Genomic DNA, 20,556 nt, shown 5'->3' with positions numbered 1-20,556 from the left:
CCATTCCGACCCCGGCCGAGGCCGAGAAGACGCCGATCGCGGCCGCCCGCGCGGGGCCCGTGAAAATCCACATGAGGATCGCCATCATGGCGGGCGTGATCAGCGCGCTGCCCACGCCCATCGCGGCCCGGGCCGCGATCAGCTGGCCCGCGTCGCTCGCGTACGCCGCCCACAGCGAGGCCCCGGCGAAGATCGCCAACCCGCCGGCGAACACGGTCCGATGCCCGAACCGGTCGCCCAGCGCGCCCGCCGTGAACATCAGGGTGGCGAAGGCCAGGGTGTACGAACCCGTCGCCCACTGCAGCCGCCCGGGATCGGCACCCAGTCCACGGACCGGGTCCGCCAGGGTTTCCAGCGCCGTACTCAGGACGGTGTTGTCCAGCCAGATCAAAACCGAGCACAGCATGAGAACGGCGAGAATCAGCTGCTGCCGGGATTTCGGCAGCGCGGGGAGCACAGTCATGAACGCCTTTCGGATGCCGGTCGGCGAGAACCTGAATGAGAACCTGAGCGACTGGACGATAAGCAAACTCCACCATGTCGTCAAGCATGGAGTTTTCTCGCCAATACCGTTGCGGGGAAAGGGAATTCATGCCCTCGGGAGGATTTGCGGACCGGGGAATTCTGTGCCCTCCGGGGCATTTGACGGCCGATGGATTCCATGCCCTCCCGTTCGCCGTCCCGCCGTGTCCCGCGACCGCGGGCACCAACGGCGAAGGGCCCCGGAGACGATCTCCGGAGCCCTTCGCTGTACGTCCTGCTTGGCGGGTACCGCTACGGCGCCAGCGCGCCCCAGGCGGTGCCGGGGACGTCAGTCGCCGATGAACCACAGGTGGGTGCCCGGGGTCGACGCGCAGTACACCAGCATCCGTTCCAGGTCGAGGACGGCCGCCTCCTGGGCCGGCCCCGCGCAGCGCCGCAGCAGGTCCGACACCTCCCCCAGCGCGACCTGCGCCCGCTGCTCGCCGAACAGCGTGTTCCCGTACGGATCCACATCCCAAAGGGCCTTGTTACGCCAGGACTTGTCCAGGCCGAGCAGGAGCTCGGACAGCGCCTCGCCGTGTTCGTACGACCCTCGGACCAGCGTCCCCCTGGACTTCGCGTAGTCCCGGCGGGCCGGCGGCGCGGTGTGGATTTCCAGTTCGACACCCATGCGGTTCCCTCCCCGAGGCCGCACCCGGCGGCCTCCTCACTCTCACTGGCGAGCAGTGAAGCAGGGGCGGGCGGGCGCGGGAAAACCGATTACCTCGAACCTCGCTGCGCGCCGCACCACACCCCCCGTCGCGCTCTCCCACCACGCCCCTCGTTCCGGCACCGGGACGCCCGGGGCACGGCCACCCGAATGAAGGCGTCCCTGTGAGTTGAGTCAAGGACGGCCATCGTCCAGCCAACACCGGACCATCGAAACGCAACGCGCCGCCCTCGCCCGGTAACGCGGAAGTCAGGATTCCAACTGGACCTTGTTTGTCGCGTACCCAACAAGCCACAGTCTTCCGCAGGCCCCCTCGGCCCGGCGCCGACGGCACGTACGGCGGCGTCCGCACGCACCCGCACCACTCCTGCCCGACCCCCCACTACCAGGAGGCATCGCGTTGCGTACTTCATCCTCACCCAGCGCCAACTCCCCTGCCGCACCGCGCAGATGGCGCCGCATAAGCTCCGCCGCGGTCGCCACGACCGCCCTCGTGTTCGCGGGCCTCGGCACCGCCGTCCACGCCGACGCGGCGGCGAGCACCGCGTCGTCGAAGACGACGTGGACCCGCGCCTGCGCCACGCCGACCAAGGCCGGCGAGATGGCCTGCAAGGCGCTGCGCGTCACCGGCGGACTCACCGCGTTCCAGAAGGAGAAGGCCAAGGCGGAAGGCGTCACCCCCCACGCCGCCGACATCACCGCCGCGTCCGGCTACGGGCCCAGCGACCTCCAGTCCGCGTACGGCCTGACCTCCGCCGCCGCCTCCAAGGGGGCCGGTGCGACGATCGCGATCGTCGACGCGTACGACGACCCGAAGGCGGAGGCGGACCTCGCCACCTATCGCTCGTCCTACGGCCTGCCGGCCTGCACCACCGCCAACGGCTGCTTCAAGAAGGTGAGTCAGACCGGCTCCACCACCTCGCTCCCGGCCGCCGACGCCGGCTGGTCCGAGGAGATCTCCCTCGACCTCGACATGGCCAGCGCGATCTGCCCGCTGTGCAACATCCTGCTCGTCGAGGCCACGACTCCCACCATGGCCAACCTCGGCACCGCGGTGAACCGGGCGGTCACCCTCGGCGCGAAGTACGTCTCCAACAGCTACGGCGGTTCGGAGTCGTCGTCGGACTCGTCCTACGACTCCTCGTACTTCAACCACCCGGGCGTCGCCATCACGGTCAGCGCGGGCGACAGCGGGTACGGCGCCGAGTACCCGGCGGCCTCCCGGTACGTGACGGCCGTGGGCGGCACCTCGCTCTCCGCGAGCTCCACCACCCGCGGCTGGACCGAGAGCGTCTGGAACGGCTCGGGCTCCGGCTGCTCGGCGTACGACGCCAAGCCCACCTGGCAGACGGACACCGGCTGTTCCAAGCGGTCCATCTCCGACGTGTCGGCCGTGGCCGACCCGGCGACCGGCGTCGCGGTCTACGACTCGTACGGCGTGACGGCGGGCTGGTACACCTTCGGCGGCACCAGCGTCTCCTCCCCGATCATCGCCTCGGTGTACGCGCTGGCGGGCACGCCGTCCAGCGGCTCGTACCCGGCCAAGTTCCCGTACAACGCGGCCGGTACGTCGGCACTGAACGACGTGACCAGCGGCACCAACGGCTCCTGCTCCCCCGCCTACCTGTGCACCGCGCAGTCGGGCTACGACGGCCCGACCGGCTGGGGAACCCCGCAGGGGCTCACGGCCTTCACGGGCTGACCCGGTCACGGGAGAGGTCGGCGGCGAGGGCCCTCTGATCCCGTCCACCGGCGTCACGGTGGGGAACTCCCCGCCGAAGGAAACGAACGGGCCGCGGCAACCAGCCGCGGCCCGTTCGCGTGGTGGTGCGTGGTGCGGTCACGCGGGATGCGTCCGCTCGGCACGGATCCGAGTGGGACGGATCCGAGTGGGACGTCCGCGCGACGCGTCCTAGTAGATGGTGAACGAGGTCCCGGTCACGAGGGTGCCGCCGAAGGACGCCGTCGTGTTCGGGCCGAGGGGCTGCTGGCTGCAGGCGCCCGCCCAGCACGCGCCGGCGGTGTAGTCGCCGGTGAAGTAGCCACTGCGGGACGGCCAGTTGCCGGTGAACGTACCCGCGCTGCCCCAGAAGCCCTGGTGCGCGTAGGGGACCTGGCCGCTGAGGAAGCAACCCTCGCCGGTGTTGCAGATGTTGTGGTTGCTGATCGACGGCAGCTTCGAAAGCCCGGCGGTGCCCTTCTCCACCGAGAGGACGCGGCCGGTGGCGGGGTCGAGTTCGACCGTCTTCGGGGTGTCCGAGTTCAGGAGCTGCTGCTCCTGGGCGCTCAGGCCCGCGGTCGGGGTCGAGGTCGAGGCGGCCTCGGCGGCGCCGACCGTGCTCATTCCGAGGGCGGTGGACAGAGCGAGAACCGCTGCGCCAGATGCCAGGCGGCGCGTCAACGTACGCATGACGATGCTTCCCCTTCGTTGATACTCAGGCGAGACCTGTCGTAAAGCGTCAGGAACGTACCAAGGGTTGTGACCCAACTCCGGTTGTTCGCCTGCCTGTACGGGGACATTGGCTTGATCGAATACGCGGGTTGTCCGAGCCCGGTCCGCCCGCCCGGGACCGGGCGGGGCTACGGCGCCGACTACGCGCCAGCCTGGCCGAAAGCGCGGTCGGCAGTCCCGGGCGGCCGGAACGAAACGGAAGGTGCCGCCGTCCGCCGCCCCGTGGAAGGCGCGCGGGGAGGGCGGGAGGTCGGCGCTCAACTGCCCGCTGTCTGAGGCCCGTTCGGCTAGGAAGCGAGCCCGGGCGCGGGGCCGGATGGTCGTCGTCAGAAGGCCGTCCGCGCGCGGTGGCGCTGGACGAGGGTGAAGACGAGCAGGGCGACCGTCGTCCCGGAGCCCACGGTGACGGCCTCGCCGAAGTAGCGGCCCAGGGCGTCCCGCAGGGAGTCGAGAAGCACGATCACCGTGATCGTCCCCGCGAGGGTCGCCGCGGCTCCGGCGGCCCAGTACGGGGGCTTCCCCCTGCCCCACCCGACCAGGGCGGGGCAGAGAAGCGGCCAGATACCGAGAACCGATTCGTCGAAGGCGGCGAAGAGGCCGTACGCGACGCCGCTGAGCGCCCAGCAGACGGCGGCCACGAACGCCGTCTCACTCCAGGAGACCCCCCGCTCCGCCCTCGGCGTCATCACGGGCTCACGGGACAGGCCGGCCCTGAGCGGGTCGATCGGGGCCAGTTTCACGCGGCGCCCGGCGACGGCACCGGGGCGCGGCTCCGCCGCCGGCGGGAACACCCGCCGGACCCAGCGCCGGGGCAGTACCGAGAACACGAGACCGCCCACCGCCACCACGAGCCCCAGCCCCGCGCCGGCGACGCAGGCCCGTCCGACCCAGGCGTGATGGTTCTCGTCCGCCCAGGAACCGAGCCAGGCCGAGCCGAAAGCGAGCACCCCACCCAGGGCCGCGGCCAGAACACAGAGAAGTCGCCGAATCATGACCGGATCTTCGCATGGAACACACATTCGGACTCTTGGCCCGTGGTGCGCATCGGTGCAGGTCACGCTGGCCGTCTAGTTCAAGTGCGCCTTCAGATCGTCCACGCCCCAGTCGGCCTGCCGGAGGATGGACCGGACCGTGCCAGGTGCGAGGTCGCGGTGAAGCGGAACGATGACAGTCCTCTCCCCCTTGCGATACTTCGCATGGCTGCCGCGGGTCGAAACGTGATCGAACCCGCCTCGTTCCAGCGCCTTGGCCACCACGGCGCCGGAGAGCCCCGTCGGAACGACCGGGCTCATGCGGCGTGACGCACTGCGATGGGAGCAGTGATCACCTCGGTGACCTCGGGTGCGGGAGCGTCTTCGAAATAGAGCTCCAGCGCCTCGCGGAGGTTGTCCAACGACTCCTCGATGGTCTCGCCCTGTGAGGTGACCTCGACTTGGAGACAACGCGCCACGTACCACGCGCCTTCATGAGTGATCGCGGCTGTCAGATGCAGTGCGTCAGTGGTCATGCCGCCAGTCTGGCACGCATCGTCCGGCCTCGTCCCCGGGGCGGGCCCGGCAGAGGCCGCGACGCGTCGGCCTCGCCGCTCCAGGGCGTGCAGGTGCCCCTTGAGGGGATAGTCCGGCGGGAACGGCGACAGGATCGCACCGAGGACGTAGCCGGCCTTCTCGGCGACCCGGCAGGAACCCGTGTTGTCGACTCCACCGGCGCGGTCGCGACGGCTGGACCTCGCTGCCGGGTACTACTGACCCCATGCCGTGCCGAACCCCCGCTCCAAACAGCCCTGAAGCCGCCGTCCTCGCCATCTGCCACGCCGCCGCGCGCCGTTACGGGAACAGAGTCCTCACAGACGGGGATCTCTGCGTGCTGTTGACTCCGGTGCCGGCGTCAGGCGACGTGGTCGTGACCCACGACGACGAGGGCTGCTCGCTGTCGGTCAACGGCATGCTGTGGACCTCCTACGCGTTCGGCGTCGACCCCGAATGGCAGGAAGATCTCGCGGAAGCGATCGAGAGCGTGCAGGCGGGAGACGGTGCCGTCCTCCTCGCCGGACAAGGTGATCAGCTGATGCCGGTGGGGCTGCGGGTCGGGGAGCGGACCGTGGTCGACGCGGACGCCGGCGGCCGCCACCTGAAGCTGCGCTTCCGCCCCTGGGGAAGGCGCACCCCGGCCGCCGACACACCATGAGCGCGGCTGCTCCGCCGGCCGAGGCGATCCGCGTCGCGGCCTGCCGGGCCGCCGGGCCGCCGGGCCGCCGGGCCGCCGGGCCGCCGGGCCGCGACAAGTCGATCTCACCGCTCCAGGGCGTGCAGGTGCCCCTCAAGGGGATAGTCCGGCGGGAACGGCGACAGGATCGCGCTGAGGACGTAGCCGCCCTTCTCGGCGACCCGGCAGGAACCCGTGTTGTCGACCTGGTGAAGGAGTTCAATGCGCTTCAGGCCGTCGCCGCCGAAGGTGGCGAACGCCCAGTCCGTCACCGCCTCCAGCGCCCGCGGGGCGACACCCCGGCCGCGCGCCTGGGCCGCCGTCCAGTAGCCGACTTCGGCGGACGCAGACCCCGGGACGGCACGCTTGAGGGCCGCATTCCCCACCAACTTCCCGTCTCCCGCACCGACTTCGACCTCTAGGACGGCGAAGGCGAAGCGTTCCCCGGACTCCCACCCGCGCTCCTGGTCGTGGATCCAGCGGGCCGCGTCGGCCTCGTCGTCCACGGCGAAGGTCGTACGGCGGCGCAGCTCGGTGTCCTGGCTGAAGCCGGCCAGGGCGGGAACGTCCTCGGCAGCCCAGGGGCGCAGCAGGAGGGCCGGGGCAGAGGAGGTCGCTGCCGCTGTCAGGTGCGTGGTGATCTCGTCCATGCGGCGAGCGTAGGGAGCCCGCCCGGCGGAACACAGCGTTCCAGTGGCGATTCCAAGCCTCTGCGAGCGGGGCCGGGGCGGAGAGCGGACCGTGATCGGCATGGACTTCGGCAACCGCCCCCTGACACCGCGCTTCCACCCCCGGGGAAGGCACGCCCCGGCCACCGAAGCACCATGACTGCCGCGGCCCCGGCCCGCCCCCGCCCCGGCCCATCCCCGGCCGGGAAGGATCATGAAACGGGCGGAATACGATCGTGGGGTCGACAGCTGTTGACGATGACACCATTCAGTCGTAAAAGGAGACACCTCATGGCGCAGGTCGCGCTCAAGGGCACCCCCGTAACCGTCGACGGCATCCTGCCCGCCCCGGGCACCGACGCGCCCGCGTTCAGCCTGGTCGGCGAGGGCCTCGCGGACAAGACGCTGAAGGACTACGCCGGCCTGCGCAAGGTCCTCAACATCTTCCCGAGCGTGGACACCCCGACGTGCGCCGCCTCCGTGCGCAAGTTCAACGCCGAGGCCGCCGAGCTGGCCGACACCGTCGTGCTGTGCGTCTCCGCCGACCTGCCGTTCGCGCAGGCCCGCTTCTGCGGCTCCGAGGGCCTGGAGAACGTGAAGACGCTCTCCACCCTGCGCGGCCGTGAGTTCCACACCGACTACGGTGTCGCGATCGTCGACGGCCCGATGGCCGGTCTGACCGCCCGCGCCGTCGTCGTCCTCGACGAGAACGACAAGGTTCTGCACGCCGAGCTGGTCTCCGAGATCGCCGACGAGCCGAACTACGAGGCCGCCCTCGGCGCCCTGAAGAAGTAAGCGCGACGCGGTAGCGGTCGCCGCGCCGGTCCGCTCCTCGCGGACGGCCCGGACGGCCCGCACTCGCACGCCGACGGCCCGCCCCATGACCCTCCGGGGGCAAGGGGCGGGCCGTCGGCGTTCCCCGTCCGGATGGCGGCCCCACACGCGCCGCGCCGCCCCACGCCGCCCCGCCCCACACCGCCCCACACCGTGCCGCATCGCTTCGCGTCGCGGTCAGCGGAGTTGGTCGACGACGCCGCGAAGGAACCGCACGGCGAGCTCCTCGGCGTGGTGGCGCCGTTCGACGGGCGCTCCGCCGACGACGGACCACCGGCGGTAGAGCTCCACGGCGGCGAGCAGTGCCCGCCCGGCGTCACGAGGGTCGTAGCCGCACAGTGTCGCCCGCAGCTCGCGCGCCTCCGCCGGCGCGACGGTCTCCAGGTGGCGGACGCCGCGCGGCGGCGCACCCGCGCGGCGCGCGGCCAGCGGGCCGAGCACGGTCTCGCGCAGGAAGTCCAAGAAGCCGATGGCCTCGAACAGTTCCCCTCGGCCGAGCTTCGTCGCACCGTAGTGCGTCCAGACCCAGAACCGGTCCTCCATCCACTGGAGGTCGAGCGCCGCCGGCCCGGCCGGCGGACGTCCGGCGAGGGCGCCCGCCAGGAGACCGTCCCGGTCCCACAGGACCTCCGGATCCTTCGTCCGTACGGCGAAGTCGGAGGCCCGGACGAACGTGAAGTCGACATGCAGGAGCGGCGGCCCGACGAGGGACACGATCAGACGCGGTTCGCCGACGTGTTCCCCGGTGAAACCGGCCACCAGGGGCACCCAGGAGCCGATCAGCGCGAGCCGCTCCGCCATGACCGCGCCGTGCGCGTCGTCGTCGACGACCACGATCAGGTCCACATCCGAATAGGCGTCGGGCCGGCCTCCCGCGAGCGACCCGGTGAGCGCCACACCGGCCACTCGCGCGTCCTCCCGGATCCGTGGCAGCGTGTCCGCGAGGAACCGGCTGTGCGGGGCGGGAACAACCATCTGCTTTCCTTCCGGTCGGAGCAAAGCAGATCAACGTAGCAGTCGGGCGACCGGTCCGCGCGATGCGCGTCAACGCGCGTCCCCGAGCACCTGGACCGCGTTGGCAGGCCGCGAGGAGGGCGCGCGGGCGGGTGCGGGCGCGGGCCCTCGTGAGCGCGCGCGAGGATCCGCAGGGTAAAGGCAGATCGCCCGACGCGCTCGCGGAGCGTACGGGACAGGGGGAGACTGAAGACGTAGCGCGGCCGTCCGACCGGGGGTGTCCTGGAGGAGTCATGGACGGCACGACGTACGAGACGCTGCGCGAGCGGATGCGCGGCGAGGTGATCACTCCCGAGGACGGCGGATACGACGGCGCCCGGGAGATCTACAACGCGATGATCGACCGCCGCCCGGGGGCCATAGCCCGGTGCGCGGACACCACGGACGTGAGAGCGGCGATAAGGTTCGCCCGCGACGCAGGCATGGACCTGTCGGTGCGCGGCGGTGGGCACAGCGGCGGTGGTCTGTGTCTGGTGGACGACGCACTGATGGTGGACCTGTCGGCCCTGCGGTGGGTACGGGTGGACCCCGCGGCCCGGACCGCGACGGTCGGCGGCGGAAGTCAGCTGGGGGACCTGGACCACGAGGCGCACGGCTTCGGGCTCGCGACCCCCGCCGGGATCATGTCGACCACCGGGGTCGGCGGACTGACCCTCGGCGGCGGGCACGGCTATCTGACCCGGGCCTACGGACTCACCATCGACAACCTCCTCGCGGCGGACGTCGTCCTCGCGGACGGCACGGCCGTCACCGCCTCGGCCGACGAACACCCCGATCTCTACTGGGCGTTGAGGGGCGGCGGCGGCAACTACGGCGTGGTGACGTCGTTCACGTACGCGCTGCACCCGGTCGAGAACGTGGGCTTCGCCGTCACGCTCTGGGAGCCGGATCACCTCGACGCCGTGATGCGCTGGTACCGGGAGTATCTGCCCGGCGCGCCCGAGGAGTTGTACGGATTCTTCGCCCTGCTCGTCGTCCCGCCCGGCCCGCCCTTCCCCGAGGAGATCCACGGAAGGAAGATGTGCGGCGTGGTGTGGTGCCACACCGGCGCGACGGACGAGGAGAGTCTGACGAAGGCGTTCACGGACGTCACCGAACCGGCCCCGCCCGCCTTCCACTTCTCGATGCCCGTGCCGTATCCGGCGCTCCAGACGACGTTCGACGGACTGATCCCGAAGGGTCTCCAGTGGTACTGGCGCGGTGACTTCTTCGACCGGATCACGGACGGCGCGATCGGCGTGCACGGCTCGTTCCTCGACAGCATGCCGACCGATCTGTCCACCATGCACCTCTATCCGGTGGACGGCGCCGCGCACCGCCCCGCCCAGGCGGACACCGCGTGGGCGTACCGGGACGCGATGTGGTCCGGCGTGATCGCCGGCATCAGCCCCGAACCGGCCGACGCGGGCCGGATCCGCGACTGGGCCCGCGGCTACTGGGACGCGCTGCACCCGCACTCGATGGGCGGCGGGTACGTCAACTTCATCGGCGCGGAGGAGGGCCAGGACCGGGTCCGGGCCACCTATCGCGGCCACTACGACCGGCTGGCCGAGGTGAAGGCGACGTACGACCCGGACAACGTCTTCCACCACAACCAGAACATCGCGCCCGCGGCGCACTGACCGCCGGCCGAACAGGGGTCCGGGTCGCGGCCCGAGGGCGGGGCGGGTGCGGCCCGGCTACCTGGCTACCTGGCCGCCAGACCTCCGGGCCCCGGGCCCCCTGCCCCCCGCCTCAGTGGACGACGTCGAAGACCTGCTTCTGGACGCCGTTCGCGTACGCCTCATGCTCGACCAGCCGCAGCTTCTGCGCGTCCTTGTCCGTGGCGCTGAAGAGGCGCTTGCCCGCGCCGAGCAGCAAGGGGAAGACGAGCAGGTGGTAGCGGTCGATCAGGCCCGCGTCCGACAGCGCCCGGTTCAAGGACGCGCTGCCGTGGACGATGATCGGGCCACCCTCGGTCCGCTTCAGTGCGGCGACCTCGTCGAGGGACCGCAGGATCGTGGTCTCGCCCCAGTTCGACACGAGGTCGTCGTCGGTGAGGGTGGTGGAGACGACGTACTTCGGCATCTCCTTGTAGCCGGCGAAGTCCGCCATGCCCGGCCACACGGGGCTGAACGCCTCGTAACTCGTCCGGCCCAGCAGCATCGCCGCGGCCTCCTCCTGCTCCCGGCCCTTGATCTCGAACGCCTCGGGGAGGAACTCGACGTCCTTGAAGGTCCACCCGGAGTTCCGGTAACCGGGCTCGCCGCCGGGGGCCTCGACGACACCATCGAGCGAGACGAAGGCGGTGGTGATCAGGGTGCGCATCAGGGTTCCTCGTTCCGTGGGCGGTGCGGGGTGGTGCGGTGCGGCCGGCGTACGCGGTGGTCTCGGATCTTCGGACCGTCGTGAGGACAGAAAATCATCGGCCACTGACATCCGCGCCATACTGGCCCCCATCGGACGCGCGAGGAGGTCTCCATGCCCAAGTCCTTCGTGGACATCGACGATGTCGCACTCGCCCGCGCCCGCCGCCGGCTCGGCACCCGGACGGCGAGCGAGACCGTCGGCCGGGCTCTGTCGCTCGTGGCGGCACTGACCGCGAGCGACCGTGCTCGGGCCCTCCGTTGGCTCCAGGACAACGCGGAGGACTTCCTCGACTTCGGCTTCCTGGCGGACCAGGAGCGATCCGGCGCCTGAGCGGCGCAGACCAGTTCGCGGAAGGCGACCCGCCGCCTCTGACCTCTACGCCCCCTACACCGCGTCCGCCACGAGCCGCGCCGCCAGGATCACGATCAGCGTGCTCGACGCCAGCGCCGTGGTGACGCGGCCGCGTGGGCCCGACAGAGTGCGGCCGAGGAGGGTGCCGCCGGTGGCGAGGAAGAGTTGCCAGGTCGCGGAGGCGGCGAAGGCCGCCAGGACGAAGACGGCGCGGGTCGGGGTGGTGGACGGGGCGGCGGGGCCCGTGGTGAGGACGAGGGCGGCGAAGTAGATCACCGTCATCGGGTTGAGGAGCGTGATGCCCAGGAAGGTGAGGTACGCGCGGAGCGGGCTCGTCGCGCCAGAGCCGGGGCCGGGGGCGGAGCCGGGGCCGGGGGCGATCCGCGGGGCGCCGCGGTAGGTCCGTACGGCCGTCCAGGCTCCCCGTACGGCGAGGGCCACCAGGACCGCCGCCGACACCCACCGCATCGGGGCCATCACCGGCGTGAGCAGCGGGACCAGGGCCGAGCCGCCCGCGACCGCCACGAGGGCGTAGACGCCGTCGGCGCTGGCGACACCGAGGGCCGCGCCCGCGCCCGTACGCCAGCCGGAGCGGGCCGTGAAGGCGACGAGCAAGGCGCCGACCGCGCCGACGGGGATGGCGATGCCGAAGCCGGCGAGCAGGCCGGCCAGTGCCGCCGCGGTCACGCGACAGTGGGGGTCGTTCCCGCCGTGTCGTCGGTGGTCAGCTGCTGTCGGCGGTAAGCCGAGCCGTCGTTCGTACGGGAGAGCTGGCCGCCGGTGATCAGATAGCGGCGCAGGGCCGGGAAGTCGTCGTGCACGGTCTTCAGGGCCTCGTTGACCTCGCGCTCCGTGTAGGCGCGGTCGGTCTCGAAGAGCGTGGCGGCGAGATGGTCGAGCAGCGCGGCGCGGCGGGCGGGCTTGCGCGGGATGGCCTTCAGCCGGCCGTCGGGTGCGAAGAGGTCGGCGGTGGCGGCCGCTGAGGCGGCGGACGCGGCCGGGCCTGCGGAGGAATCAGTGGCGGAATCGGTGGACATGAGGTCACCCTGGAGCCGAACGGCCCGGCTCCGCAACACAATTCCCCGGTCGACTGCCAGGGTGGCGAGCAGGGCCGCTACCCGGGCGGCGGGACCACCACTTCCACCGCCTTGTCGATCCTCGTCGTGACCGAGGTCAGGCCCGTCTCCTGGAGGATCGGCAGCGTCTTCCGCGCGAACATCCGGTACGCCTCCTCCGAGTCCCAGAAGTCGATCACCCGCCAGCCGCCCGCGCCGTCCGGGCCCGCCGCGTGGGCGAGGAAGCCCGGGGTCGGGAACCACGGCGCACCGGTGATCTTGTCGAAGGTGTGGCGGTAGCCCTCCTCGTCGACGCCGGGGAATTCGAGGGTGACGATCACGGCCATGGTGCGCTCCTGCACTGCGATGCGTTGCCAGGCGTACGGGACCGACACGGGGTCGGTACGGGGGTCGGTAGGCGGTACGGGTCGGGGCAGAGGGGATCGGCGGGGTCCCGGCGCCACCAGCACAACACCGGCGCCCCCACCGCGCACCACGGCAGAGCCGAACGGACTACCTCCCGCCGCCCTGCCTTCCTCCCGCCGCCGCCCTACCTCCCCAGCCCGGACGGAACCCGCCCCGCCACCACCTCCGCTGCCTCCGCCGCCTCCCTCACCCTCGGCAGCCGCCTCGGCTGAACGCCCACGCCCTCCGGGAAGGAATGGGCACCCTCCGCGAAGGAGTGCTCGTCGCCCCACTCCCCCATGCCGTTCCACGGAAACGCCGGCTCGAAGACGACCCGCGCGCCGACGCCGGGGGCGAGGATCTCCCACCGGCCCGCGTCGAAGTCCATCGGGAGCTTCTGTACGACGGTCGCGCCGGGACCGAGCTCGTGCTCGGCGGCCAGCCACCCCAACTGGGCGACGATCGAGCGGTGTTCGGTCGCCAGCCCCACCACCCGGTCGCCGAAGGCGGACGGGTAGACGACATAGGCGAGTTGGGAGGAGTCCGATACGACGTCGGCCAGGGGCCGTTCCGCGCCGGCCGTGCGCCACGCGTACTGCACGGCGTCCTTGAAGGTGACCACGGTGGTGCCGGGCGGGGCGAGTTCGTCGACGCGGGCCCGGAACACCTCCTGGGTGACGACGACCTGCGCACCGCTGTCCTCGATCACCCGGCGCAGCCGCTCGCCGGAGCGCTCCGGCGCGAGCGGGACGTACGCCCCGCCGGACAGCACCACCCCCCACGTACCGATCGCCAGTTCGAGCGCGGGTTCGAGGCAGATCCCGACCCGTTGATTGGCGACCACGCCGAGGGTGCGCAGATACGCGGCGAGGACCGCGGCCCCCTCGTGGAGTTCGCGGAAGGTCAGATGGTCGTCGCCGAAGACGACCGCGGTCTCGTCGGGGCGCGACGCCACCTGGGCGCGCAGCATTCGGTCGAGCGTGCCGGGCATGAGGTGTCCTCTCGTGGGGAGGAAGCGTCGAGCCCCGGCCCGTCCGGGGGAGGTGGACGGACCAGGGCTCGACGCCCCGTCGGGAATCAACGGTCGGGAAACAGCGGTCGGGAATCGGCATTCAGAAGACGGCAGTTGGGAGACGACAGTTGAGAGAAGCGGTGAGGGGCAAGGTCGCCACACCCGCCCGACTCCCCTCCCCTCCCCTCCCCTTCTCTCACCGGTAGATGAGAAGCTCCTGCTCCGTCGCACCGGTCAGCTCGTACCGGGTACGCACCAGCGGCCGGCCCGAGTAGATACGGATCAGCGTCGCCGCGTGCCCGCTGAAGCGGGCCGGGGCCCGCCCTTCGACGGCGTTGCCGAGCGCCACCTCGCCGGGCCGGTCCGCGAGCGCGCAGACCAGTCGCGGAGTCTCCCGTTTGCGGCTGGTCACCGACAGCAGCGGGAGGGCCAGGTCGAGTGCCTGGCCGCAGTACGCGCCGGGTTCGCCGAAGGCCTCCCGTACGTCCCCCGCGTGCACCCACTCCCCGAGGGCGACCGCGTCGAGCCGGCCGTCCTCGCGGGCGGCGATGACCGGTCCGGCCTCGGTCATGCCGCGTTCCAGTTCGTCGAGGACCCGGCCGAGCGGCCAGTCCTCGCGTTCCGCCACGTCGTAGGCGTTGGCGTCGGGCAGGAACACGCCCTCCTCCAGCCGGTCCTCGACGATGCGGACGAGCGCCGCCGCGCAGTGGGCGAGCACCTGCCGGGCGGTCCAGCCGGGGCAGGCGGTGCGGTTGGCATACGCGGGCTCGGGCGTACGGCGCAGCAACGGCATCAGCAGGTCGCGTTCCGTCCTCAGCAGACGGTCCGGAAGCCAGGGGTCACGGTCGTGACCGACCTCGTCGTCGGCGACGCCGGGGACGGCCGGGTCCACGAGGACCCGGGGGTCGGCGGCGTCGGAACAGTCGCTCGGCATCGGATCAGTAGCGGTAGTGGTCCGACTTGTACGGGCCCTCGACCGGAACGCCGATGTAGTCGGCCTGCTCCGGACGCAGCGTCGTCAGCCGTACCCCGAGGGCGTCGAGGTGCAGGCGGGCGACCTTCTCGTCCAGGTGCTTCGGCAGCGTGTAGACGCCGACCGGGTACTCGGACGTCTTCGTGAAGAGTTCGATCTGGGCCAGGGTCTGGTCCGCGAAGGAGTTCGACATCACGAAGGAGGGGTGGCCGGTGGCGTTGCCGAGGTTCAGGAGCCGGCCCTCGGACAGGACGATGACGACCTTGCCGTCCTCGAACGTCCAGGTGTGGACCTGCGGCTTGACCTCGTCCTTCACGATCCCGGGGATCTTGGCGAGCCCCGCCATGTCGATCTCGTTGTCGAAGTGGCCGATGTTGCCGACGATCGCCTGGTGCTTCATCCGGGCGATGTCGGACGCCATGATGATGTCCTTGTTGCCCGTCGTGGTGATGAAGATGTCCGCGGTCTCGACCACGTCCTCAAGAGTTGCGACCTGGTAGCCGTCCATGGCCGCCTGGAGCGCGCAGATCGGGTCGATCTCGGTGACGATGACGCGGGCGCCCTGGCCGCGCAGGGACTCCGCGCTGCCCTTGCCGACGTCGCCGTAGCCGCAGACGACGGCGGTCTTGCCGCCGATCAGCACATCCGTCGCCCGGTTGATGCCGTCGATGAGGGAGTGCCGGCAGCCGTACTTGTTGTCGAACTTCGACTTCGTCACGGCGTCGTTCACGTTGATCGCGGGGAAGAGCAGCGCCCCGTCACGGTGCATCTCGTACAGGCGGTGGACACCGGTGGTGGTCTCCTCCGTCACGCCGCGGATGCCGTCGGCGATCGCCGCCCAGTCCAGGCCGGTGTCGCGCAGCAGCTCCAGGATGACCCGGAACTCGTCGTTGTCGGCGGTCGACGGATCGGGCACGGCGCCCGCCTTCTGGTACTCCACACCCTTGTGGACAAGGAGGGTGGCGTCGCCGCCGTCGTCCAGGATCATGTTGGGGCCGTCGGCGCCCGGCCAGGTCAGCGCCTGCTCCGTGCACCACCAGTACTCCTCCAGCGTCTCGCCCTTCCAGGCGAAGACCGGGATGCCGGCGGCGGCGATCGCGGCGGCGGCGTGGTCCTGGGTCGAGTAGATGTTGCAGGAGACCCAGCGGACCTCGGCCCCGAGCGCCACCAGCGTCTCGATGAGGACGGCGGTCTGCACGGTCATGTGCAGCGAGCCGGTGATCCGGGCGCCCGCCAGCGGCTGACGCTCGGCGTACTCCCGGCGGATCGACATCAGGCCGGGCATCTCGTGCTCGGCGAGCGTGATCTCCTTGCGGCCGAACGCGGCCAGGGAGATGTCGGCGACCTTGTAGTCGGTGAACGCCGTGTCAGACATGGACGAAGCTCCTTGACGCTTGAGATGTTTGAGACGCTTGTGACGCTTGAGACGCTTGGACGGTGCGGTGGATTTCGAGGGCCGCGGTGGACTTGTTGAGGGTGATGTAGTGCAGGCCGGGCGCACCCTCGTCGAGGAGCCTCAGGCTCATCCGGGTCGCGTGGTCGACGCCGACGCGGTACGCGGTGTCCGGGTCGTCCTTCGCCGCCTCCAGGCGGTGCGCCAGGTCCTCGGGGAAGGCGGCGTCGGAGAGTTCGGCGAAGTGCCGGATCTGCCGTACGTCGGTGGCCGGCATGATCTCCGGGATGATCGGGGTGTCGCAGCCGGCCGCGGCGACCCGGTCGCGCAGCCGGAGGTAGTCCTCCGGGTCGAAGAACATCTGGGTGATCGCGTAGTCCGCCCCGGCCCGGCACTTGGCGACGAAGTGCCGGATGTCGCTCTCCCAGTCGGGCGAGCGGGGGTGCCGTTCCGGGAAGGCCGCCACACCGATCCGGAAGTCACCCAACGACCGTACGAGTTCCACGAGTTCGTAGGCGTATGTGAAGCCGTCCGGGTGCGGGTGCCACTCGCCGCGCGGGTCGCCCGGCGGGTCGCCGCGCAGGATGAGCACGTCCCGGATCCCGGCGTCCGCGTACCGGCCGATGATCGCGCGCAGTTCGGTGACCGTGTGGCCGACGGCGGTCAGATGGGCGACCGGCCGCAGGGTGGTCTCGGCGCCGATCCGCTCGGTGATGGAGACGGTGCGGTCGCGCGAGGAGCCGCCCGCGCCGTACGTCACGGAGACGAAGTCCGGCGCGAGGGCCTCCACCCGCCGGATGGCGTTCCACAGGGCCCGCTCGCCCTTGTCGGTCTTCGGCGGGAAGAACTCGAAGGAGAAAGTGGGGTGTTCGGCCGAGGGGAGCGGGATCCCCGGCCTGGGGGCAGGGACGGAGCCGGGGCCAAAGGTGGAGCCGGGTCCGGAGCCAGAACCGGGGCCGGGGCCAGAACCAGGTCCGGGGGTCATCGTCGTCCTCCCGCGTTGAAGTAACTCGCCTCCGGGTGATGGACGATGAGCGCGTCCGTGGACTGTTCGGGGTGCAGTTGGAACTCCTCCGACAGCTCGACCCCGATCCGCTCGGGCCGCAGCAGCGCGGCGATCTTCGCGCGGTCCTCCAGGTCCGGGCAGGCGGGGTAGCCGAGCGAGTAGCGGCAGCCCTGGTACTCGGTGCGGAGCATCCCGTCGAGGCCGGCCGGGTCGGCGCCCGCGATGCCCCACTCGGAACGGACCCGGGCGTGCCAGTACTCGGCCAGGGCCTCGGCCAACTGCACGGACAGGCCATGCAGTTCGAGGTAGTCACGGTAGGAGTCGGCGGCGAACAGCTTCGCCGTCTCCTCCCCGATCCGCGAACCGACCGTCACGACCTGCACGGCCAGGACGTCGATCTCGTCGGAGTCCTCGTCCCGGAAGAAGTCGGACAGACAGAGGCGGCGGCCCCGCTGTTGGCGGGGGAAGGAGAAGCGGGTCCGCTCGCCTCCGTCCTCGTCCAGGACGATCAGCACGTCGCCCTTGGACACACAGGGGAAGTAGCCGTAGACCACGGCCGCTTCGAGAAGCCGGTCGGTCTGCAACCGGTCCAGCCAGCCGCGCAGCCTCGGGCGGCCCTCCGACTCGATCAGCTCCTTGTCCTTCAGGCCCCACTGGCCCTTGAACAGGGCGTTCTCGTCGAGCCAGGGCGCGTAGTCGACCAGCGGGATGCCCTTGACGACCTTCGTGCCGAGGAACGGCGGCTCGGGTACGGGGAGATCGGTGGCCACGTCGCTGCGTCCGGCCGGCTCCGGCTCCCGTACGTCCAGCAGGGCCGCGACCGGGTCGGTCGCCGAGTTCTCGGCCTGCTCGGGGAGCCGGGGGACCCGCCGCTGCTTCAGCTCGGGGAGTACGGCTCCGGGGACGCCCCGCTTCACCGCCATGAGCGCGTCCATCAGCCGCAGCCCCTCGAAGGCGTCACGGGCGTAGCGGACCTCGCCCTGGTAGATCTCGTGGAGGTCCTGCTCGACGTACGCCCTGGTCAGCGCCGCACCGCCGAGGATCACCGGGAAGTCGGCGGCCATCCCCCGGCCGTTCAGCTCCTCCAGGTTCTCCTTCATGATCACGGTCGACTTCACCAGGAGACCGGACATCCCGATCACATCGGCCCGGTGCTCCTCGGCCGCCTGGAGGATCGCGGAGACCGGCTGCTTGATGCCGATGTTCACGACGTTGTAGCCGTTGTTGGACAGGATGATGTCGACCAGGTTCTTGCCGATGTCGTGGACGTCGCCGCGGACCGTGGCCAGGACGATCGTCCCCTTGCCGGCCGCGTCCGCCTTCTCCATGTGCGGCTCCAGATAAGCCACCGCGGTCTTCATGACCTCGGCGGACTGGAGCACGAACGGCAGCTGCATCTGTCCGGAGCCGAAGAGTTCGCCGACCGTCTTCATGCCGTCGAGCAGCGTCTCGTTGACGATGTCGAGTGCGGGCCGGGCGGTCAGGGCCTCGTCGAGGTCGGCCTCCAGGCCGTTCTTCTCGCCGTCGATGATCCGCCGCTTCAGCCGCTCCTCCAGCGGCAGCGCCAGCAACTCTTCCGCCTTGCCGGCCTTCAGCGACTTCGTCGTCGCGCCCTCGAAGAGTTCGAGGAGCCGCTGGAGCGGGTCGTAGGCCGGCTCGTCCCCCTGCCGGGGCCGCCGCCGGTCGTAGATCAGATCGAGCGCGACCTCGACCTGTTCCGGCTCCAGCCGGGCGATCGGGAGGATCTTCGAGGCGTGCACGATCGCCGAGTCCAGGCCCGCCTTCACGCACTCGTCCAGGAAGACCGAGTTGAGCACGAGCCGCGCGGCCGGGTTGAGGCCGAAGGAGATGTTGGACAGGCCGAGAGTCGTCTGGACGTCGGGGTGGCGGCGCTTGAGCTCCCGGATCGCCTCGATCGTGGCGATGCCGTCCTTCCGCGACTCTTCCTGGCCCGTGCAGATCGTGAAGGTCAGGGTGTCGATGAGGATGTCCGACTCACGGATCCCCCAGTTGCCGGTCAGGTCCGCGATCAGCCGCTCGGCGATGGCGACCTTGTGCTCGGCGGTACGGGCCTGGCCCTCCTCGTCGATGGTCAGCGCCATCAGCGCGGCACCATGCTCCCGCGCGAGGCCCGCGACCCGGGCGAACCGCGACTCGGGCCCGTCCCCGTCCTCGTAGTTGACGGAGTTGACGACCGCCCGGCCACCCAGCTTCTCCAGGCCGGCCCGCAGCACCGGGACCTCGGTGGAGTCCAGCACGATCGGGAGGGTGGACGCGGTCGCGAAGCGACCCGCCAACTCTTCCATGTCGGCGACGCCGTCCCGCCCGACGTAGTCCACGCACAGATCGAGCATGTGCGCGCCCTCGCGGATCTGGTCCCGGGCCATCTCCACACAGTCGTCCCAGCGACTCTCCAGCATGGCCTCGCGGAACTTCTTCGACCCGTTGGCGTTGGTCCGCTCGCCGATCGCGAGGAACGAGGTGTCCTGCCGGAACGGGACATGGCCGTACAGCGACGACGCGCCCGGCTCCGCCACCGGCGACCGGTCCGGCACCTCGGCACCCCGGACCCGCTCGACGACCCGGCCGAGGTGCTCCGGCGTCGTACCGCAGCAACCGCCGACCAGCGCGGCGCCGAAGTCGCGGACGAACCCCTCGTGGGCGTCGGCTAGTTGGGCGGGCGCCAGCGGATAGTGGGCGCCGTCCTTCGTCAGCACCGGCAGACCCGCGTTCGGCATCACCGACAGCGGAACCCGCGCGTGCCGCGCCAGATAGCGCAGGTGCTCGCTCATCTCGGCAGGGCCGGTGGCGCAGTTGAGGCCGATCATGTCGATCCCGAGGGGTTCGAGCGCCGTCAGGGCCGCGCCGATCTCGGAACCGAGCAGCATCGTGCCGGTCGTCTCCACCGTCACCTGCACGATCAGCGGCAGATCCAGGCCGAGGGAGTCCAGGGCCCGGCGCGCGCCGACGACCGCCGCCTTCGTCTGGAGCAGATCCTGCGAGGTCTCCACGAGCAGGGCGTCCGCCCCGCCCGTCAGCAGCCCCTCCGCGTTGCTCCGGTACGCGTCCCGCAGCGGCTCGTACGTCACATGCCCGAGCGTCGGCAGCTTGGTGCCCGGCCCCATCGAGCCGAGGACCCAGCGCGGCCGGCCGTCCTTCGCGGTGTGCGCGTCGGCGGCCTCACGGGCGATCCGCGCCCCGGCCTCGGACAGCTCCAACACCCGGTGTTCGACGCCGTATTCGGCGAGAGCGGCCAGGTTGGCACCGAACGTGTTGGTCTCGACGCAGTCCACGCCCACCGCGAAGTACGCGTCGTGGACCGAGCGCACGATGTCCGGCCGGGTGAGGTTGAGGATCTCGTTGCAGCCCTCGAGTTCCATGAAGTCGTCGAGGGTCGGGTCGGCGGCCTGGAGCATGGTGCCCATCGCTCCGTCGGCCACCAGGACCCGGGTGCCGATCTCGTCCCGCAGCGGACGCCTGACCTGCGCGGGATCGAACCGACCGGATCCGAACCGACCGGGTCCGAACCGGCCGGGACCGAACTCCCCTGCCCCGCCCGCCACATGACCGCCCGGCTGATGCCCGCCCGGCCCGTGCCCGCCCTGCTCCTGCCCGCTCATGAAAGCCCCCTCACCACAGCCCGTTTG

General features: G+C 71.0%; 22 protein-coding genes. 5 read left to right on the top strand and 17 right to left on the bottom strand.

Features of this window, described 5'->3' with window-relative positions:
- Both ABZ990_RS24395 and ABZ990_RS24390 read right to left on the bottom strand, forming a co-directional pair.
- Positions 1-547 (bottom strand): MFS transporter (locus ABZ990_RS24395; protein WP_361235336.1); only part of this gene is annotated, 547 nt, incomplete at its 3' end.
- A gap of 264 nt (positions 548-811) precedes the next feature.
- The gene (locus tag ABZ990_RS24390; protein WP_361235333.1) at positions 812-1,153 is read right to left on the bottom strand and encodes a hypothetical protein; all 342 of its coding nucleotides are present in this window, start codon (positions 1,151-1,153) and stop codon (positions 812-814) included.
- Positions 1,154-1,592: 439 nt separating this feature from the next.
- Between ABZ990_RS24390 and ABZ990_RS24385 the strand changes: the two genes are divergently transcribed.
- Complete coding sequence (locus ABZ990_RS24385; protein WP_361235330.1) at positions 1,593-2,894, top strand: peptidase S8; 1,302 nt, start codon at positions 1,593-1,595, stop codon at positions 2,892-2,894.
- A 210-nt stretch (positions 2,895-3,104) separates the two neighbouring features.
- On the opposite strand, the gene ABZ990_RS24380 is transcribed toward ABZ990_RS24385, so the two are convergent.
- From ABZ990_RS24380 to ABZ990_RS24365, 4 genes are all read right to left on the bottom strand, one after another.
- A complete protein-coding gene (locus ABZ990_RS24380; protein WP_361235328.1) occupies positions 3,105-3,536 on the bottom strand; it encodes a hypothetical protein in 432 nt (143 codons plus the stop codon).
- Positions 3,537-3,970: 434 nt separating this feature from the next.
- Positions 3,971-4,636, bottom strand: a complete 666-nt coding sequence (locus ABZ990_RS24375) for a hypothetical protein (RefSeq protein WP_361235325.1) — start codon at positions 4,634-4,636, stop codon at positions 3,971-3,973.
- A 75-nt stretch (positions 4,637-4,711) separates the two neighbouring features.
- The gene (locus tag ABZ990_RS24370; RefSeq protein WP_361235322.1) at positions 4,712-4,936 is read right to left on the bottom strand and encodes a type II toxin-antitoxin system HicA family toxin; all 225 of its coding nucleotides are present in this window, start codon (positions 4,934-4,936) and stop codon (positions 4,712-4,714) included.
- Complete coding sequence (locus ABZ990_RS24365) at positions 4,933-5,151, bottom strand: type II toxin-antitoxin system HicB family antitoxin (protein ID WP_361235320.1); 219 nt, start codon at positions 5,149-5,151, stop codon at positions 4,933-4,935. The genes ABZ990_RS24370 and ABZ990_RS24365 overlap by 4 nt, the downstream gene beginning before the upstream one ends.
- A 356-nt stretch (positions 5,152-5,507) precedes the next feature.
- On the opposite strand from ABZ990_RS24365, the gene ABZ990_RS24360 reads away from it, so the two are divergent.
- Positions 5,508-5,831, top strand: a complete 324-nt coding sequence (locus tag ABZ990_RS24360; protein WP_361235317.1) for a hypothetical protein — start codon at positions 5,508-5,510, stop codon at positions 5,829-5,831.
- 104 nt (positions 5,832-5,935) lie between these two features.
- Here ABZ990_RS24360 and ABZ990_RS24355 read toward each other — a convergent pair whose 3' ends face one another.
- Positions 5,936-6,499 (bottom strand): GNAT family N-acetyltransferase, encoded by a 564-nt coding sequence (locus ABZ990_RS24355; protein ID WP_361235314.1) that lies wholly within the window; start codon positions 6,497-6,499, stop codon positions 5,936-5,938.
- A gap of 309 nt (positions 6,500-6,808) precedes the next feature.
- On the opposite strand from ABZ990_RS24355, the gene tpx reads away from it, so the two are divergent.
- Positions 6,809-7,312, top strand: a complete 504-nt coding sequence (gene tpx, locus ABZ990_RS24350; protein ID WP_361235310.1) for a thiol peroxidase — start codon at positions 6,809-6,811, stop codon at positions 7,310-7,312.
- Positions 7,313-7,528: 216 nt separating this feature from the next.
- On the opposite strand, the gene ABZ990_RS24345 is transcribed toward tpx, so the two are convergent.
- Positions 7,529-8,326 carry a nucleotidyltransferase domain-containing protein gene (locus ABZ990_RS24345; RefSeq protein ID WP_361235307.1) on the bottom strand — a complete coding sequence of 266 codons (798 nt, stop codon included), beginning with the start codon at positions 8,324-8,326 and terminating at the stop codon, positions 7,529-7,531.
- A gap of 272 nt (positions 8,327-8,598) precedes the next feature.
- Between ABZ990_RS24345 and ABZ990_RS24340 the strand changes: the two genes are divergently transcribed.
- Positions 8,599-9,987 carry an FAD-binding oxidoreductase gene (locus ABZ990_RS24340; RefSeq protein ID WP_361235304.1) on the top strand — a complete coding sequence of 463 codons (1,389 nt, stop codon included), beginning with the start codon at positions 8,599-8,601 and terminating at the stop codon, positions 9,985-9,987.
- Between the two features lie 112 nt (positions 9,988-10,099).
- Here the strand turns inward: ABZ990_RS24340 and ABZ990_RS24335 are convergent, their stop codons facing one another.
- A complete protein-coding gene (locus ABZ990_RS24335; protein ID WP_361235301.1) occupies positions 10,100-10,672 on the bottom strand; it encodes a dihydrofolate reductase family protein in 573 nt (190 codons plus the stop codon).
- A gap of 153 nt (positions 10,673-10,825) precedes the next feature.
- Here ABZ990_RS24335 and ABZ990_RS24330 point away from each other — a divergent pair, with 153 nt between their 5' ends.
- The gene (locus tag ABZ990_RS24330; protein WP_361235299.1) at positions 10,826-11,044 is read left to right on the top strand and encodes a DUF2191 domain-containing protein; all 219 of its coding nucleotides are present in this window, start codon (positions 10,826-10,828) and stop codon (positions 11,042-11,044) included.
- 54 nt (positions 11,045-11,098) lie between these two features.
- Here ABZ990_RS24330 and ABZ990_RS24325 read toward each other — a convergent pair whose 3' ends face one another.
- The 8 genes from ABZ990_RS24325 to metH all read right to left on the bottom strand — a co-directional run bounded on the left by ABZ990_RS24325 (position 11,099) and on the right by metH (position 20,529).
- Positions 11,099-11,752 carry a LysE family transporter gene (locus ABZ990_RS24325; protein WP_361235296.1) on the bottom strand — a complete coding sequence of 218 codons (654 nt, stop codon included), beginning with the start codon at positions 11,750-11,752 and terminating at the stop codon, positions 11,099-11,101.
- Positions 11,749-12,102 carry a DUF2087 domain-containing protein gene (locus ABZ990_RS24320; RefSeq protein ID WP_361235293.1) on the bottom strand — a complete coding sequence of 118 codons (354 nt, stop codon included), beginning with the start codon at positions 12,100-12,102 and terminating at the stop codon, positions 11,749-11,751. Before ABZ990_RS24320 ends, ABZ990_RS24325 begins: the two co-directional genes overlap by 4 nt.
- Positions 12,103-12,179: 77 nt before the next feature.
- Positions 12,180-12,467, bottom strand: a complete 288-nt coding sequence (locus ABZ990_RS24315) for a hypothetical protein (RefSeq protein WP_361235290.1) — start codon at positions 12,465-12,467, stop codon at positions 12,180-12,182.
- 203 nt (positions 12,468-12,670) lie between these two features.
- Positions 12,671-13,516 (bottom strand): AMP-binding protein, encoded by an 846-nt coding sequence (locus ABZ990_RS24310; RefSeq protein WP_361235287.1) that lies wholly within the window; start codon positions 13,514-13,516, stop codon positions 12,671-12,673.
- Positions 13,517-13,733: 217 nt separating this feature from the next.
- Complete coding sequence (locus ABZ990_RS24305) at positions 13,734-14,471, bottom strand: maleylpyruvate isomerase family mycothiol-dependent enzyme (RefSeq protein WP_361235284.1); 738 nt, start codon at positions 14,469-14,471, stop codon at positions 13,734-13,736.
- A 4-nt stretch (positions 14,472-14,475) separates the two neighbouring features.
- On the bottom strand, positions 14,476-15,885 hold the full coding sequence (ahcY, locus tag ABZ990_RS24300; RefSeq protein WP_361235281.1) for an adenosylhomocysteinase: 1,410 nt from the start codon (positions 15,883-15,885) through the stop codon (positions 14,476-14,478).
- Positions 15,878-16,888: a methylenetetrahydrofolate reductase [NAD(P)H] gene (metF, locus tag ABZ990_RS24295; RefSeq protein WP_361235278.1), complete on the bottom strand. Its 1,011-nt coding sequence runs from the start codon at positions 16,886-16,888 to the stop codon at positions 15,878-15,880. Before metF ends, ahcY begins: the two co-directional genes overlap by 8 nt.
- Positions 16,885-20,529 carry a methionine synthase gene (gene metH / locus ABZ990_RS24290; protein WP_361235275.1) on the bottom strand — a complete coding sequence of 1,215 codons (3,645 nt, stop codon included), beginning with the start codon at positions 20,527-20,529 and terminating at the stop codon, positions 16,885-16,887. The genes metF and metH overlap by 4 nt, the downstream gene beginning before the upstream one ends.
- Positions 20,530-20,556 lie beyond the last annotated feature (27 nt).

The sequence above is a fragment of the Streptomyces sp. NPDC046203 genome (assembly GCF_040646255.1).
GTDB lineage: Bacteria > Actinomycetota > Actinomycetes > Streptomycetales > Streptomycetaceae > Streptomyces.
Note: the sequence above shows the minus strand (reverse complement) of the source record. Positions and strands in the feature narration are given on the sequence as shown.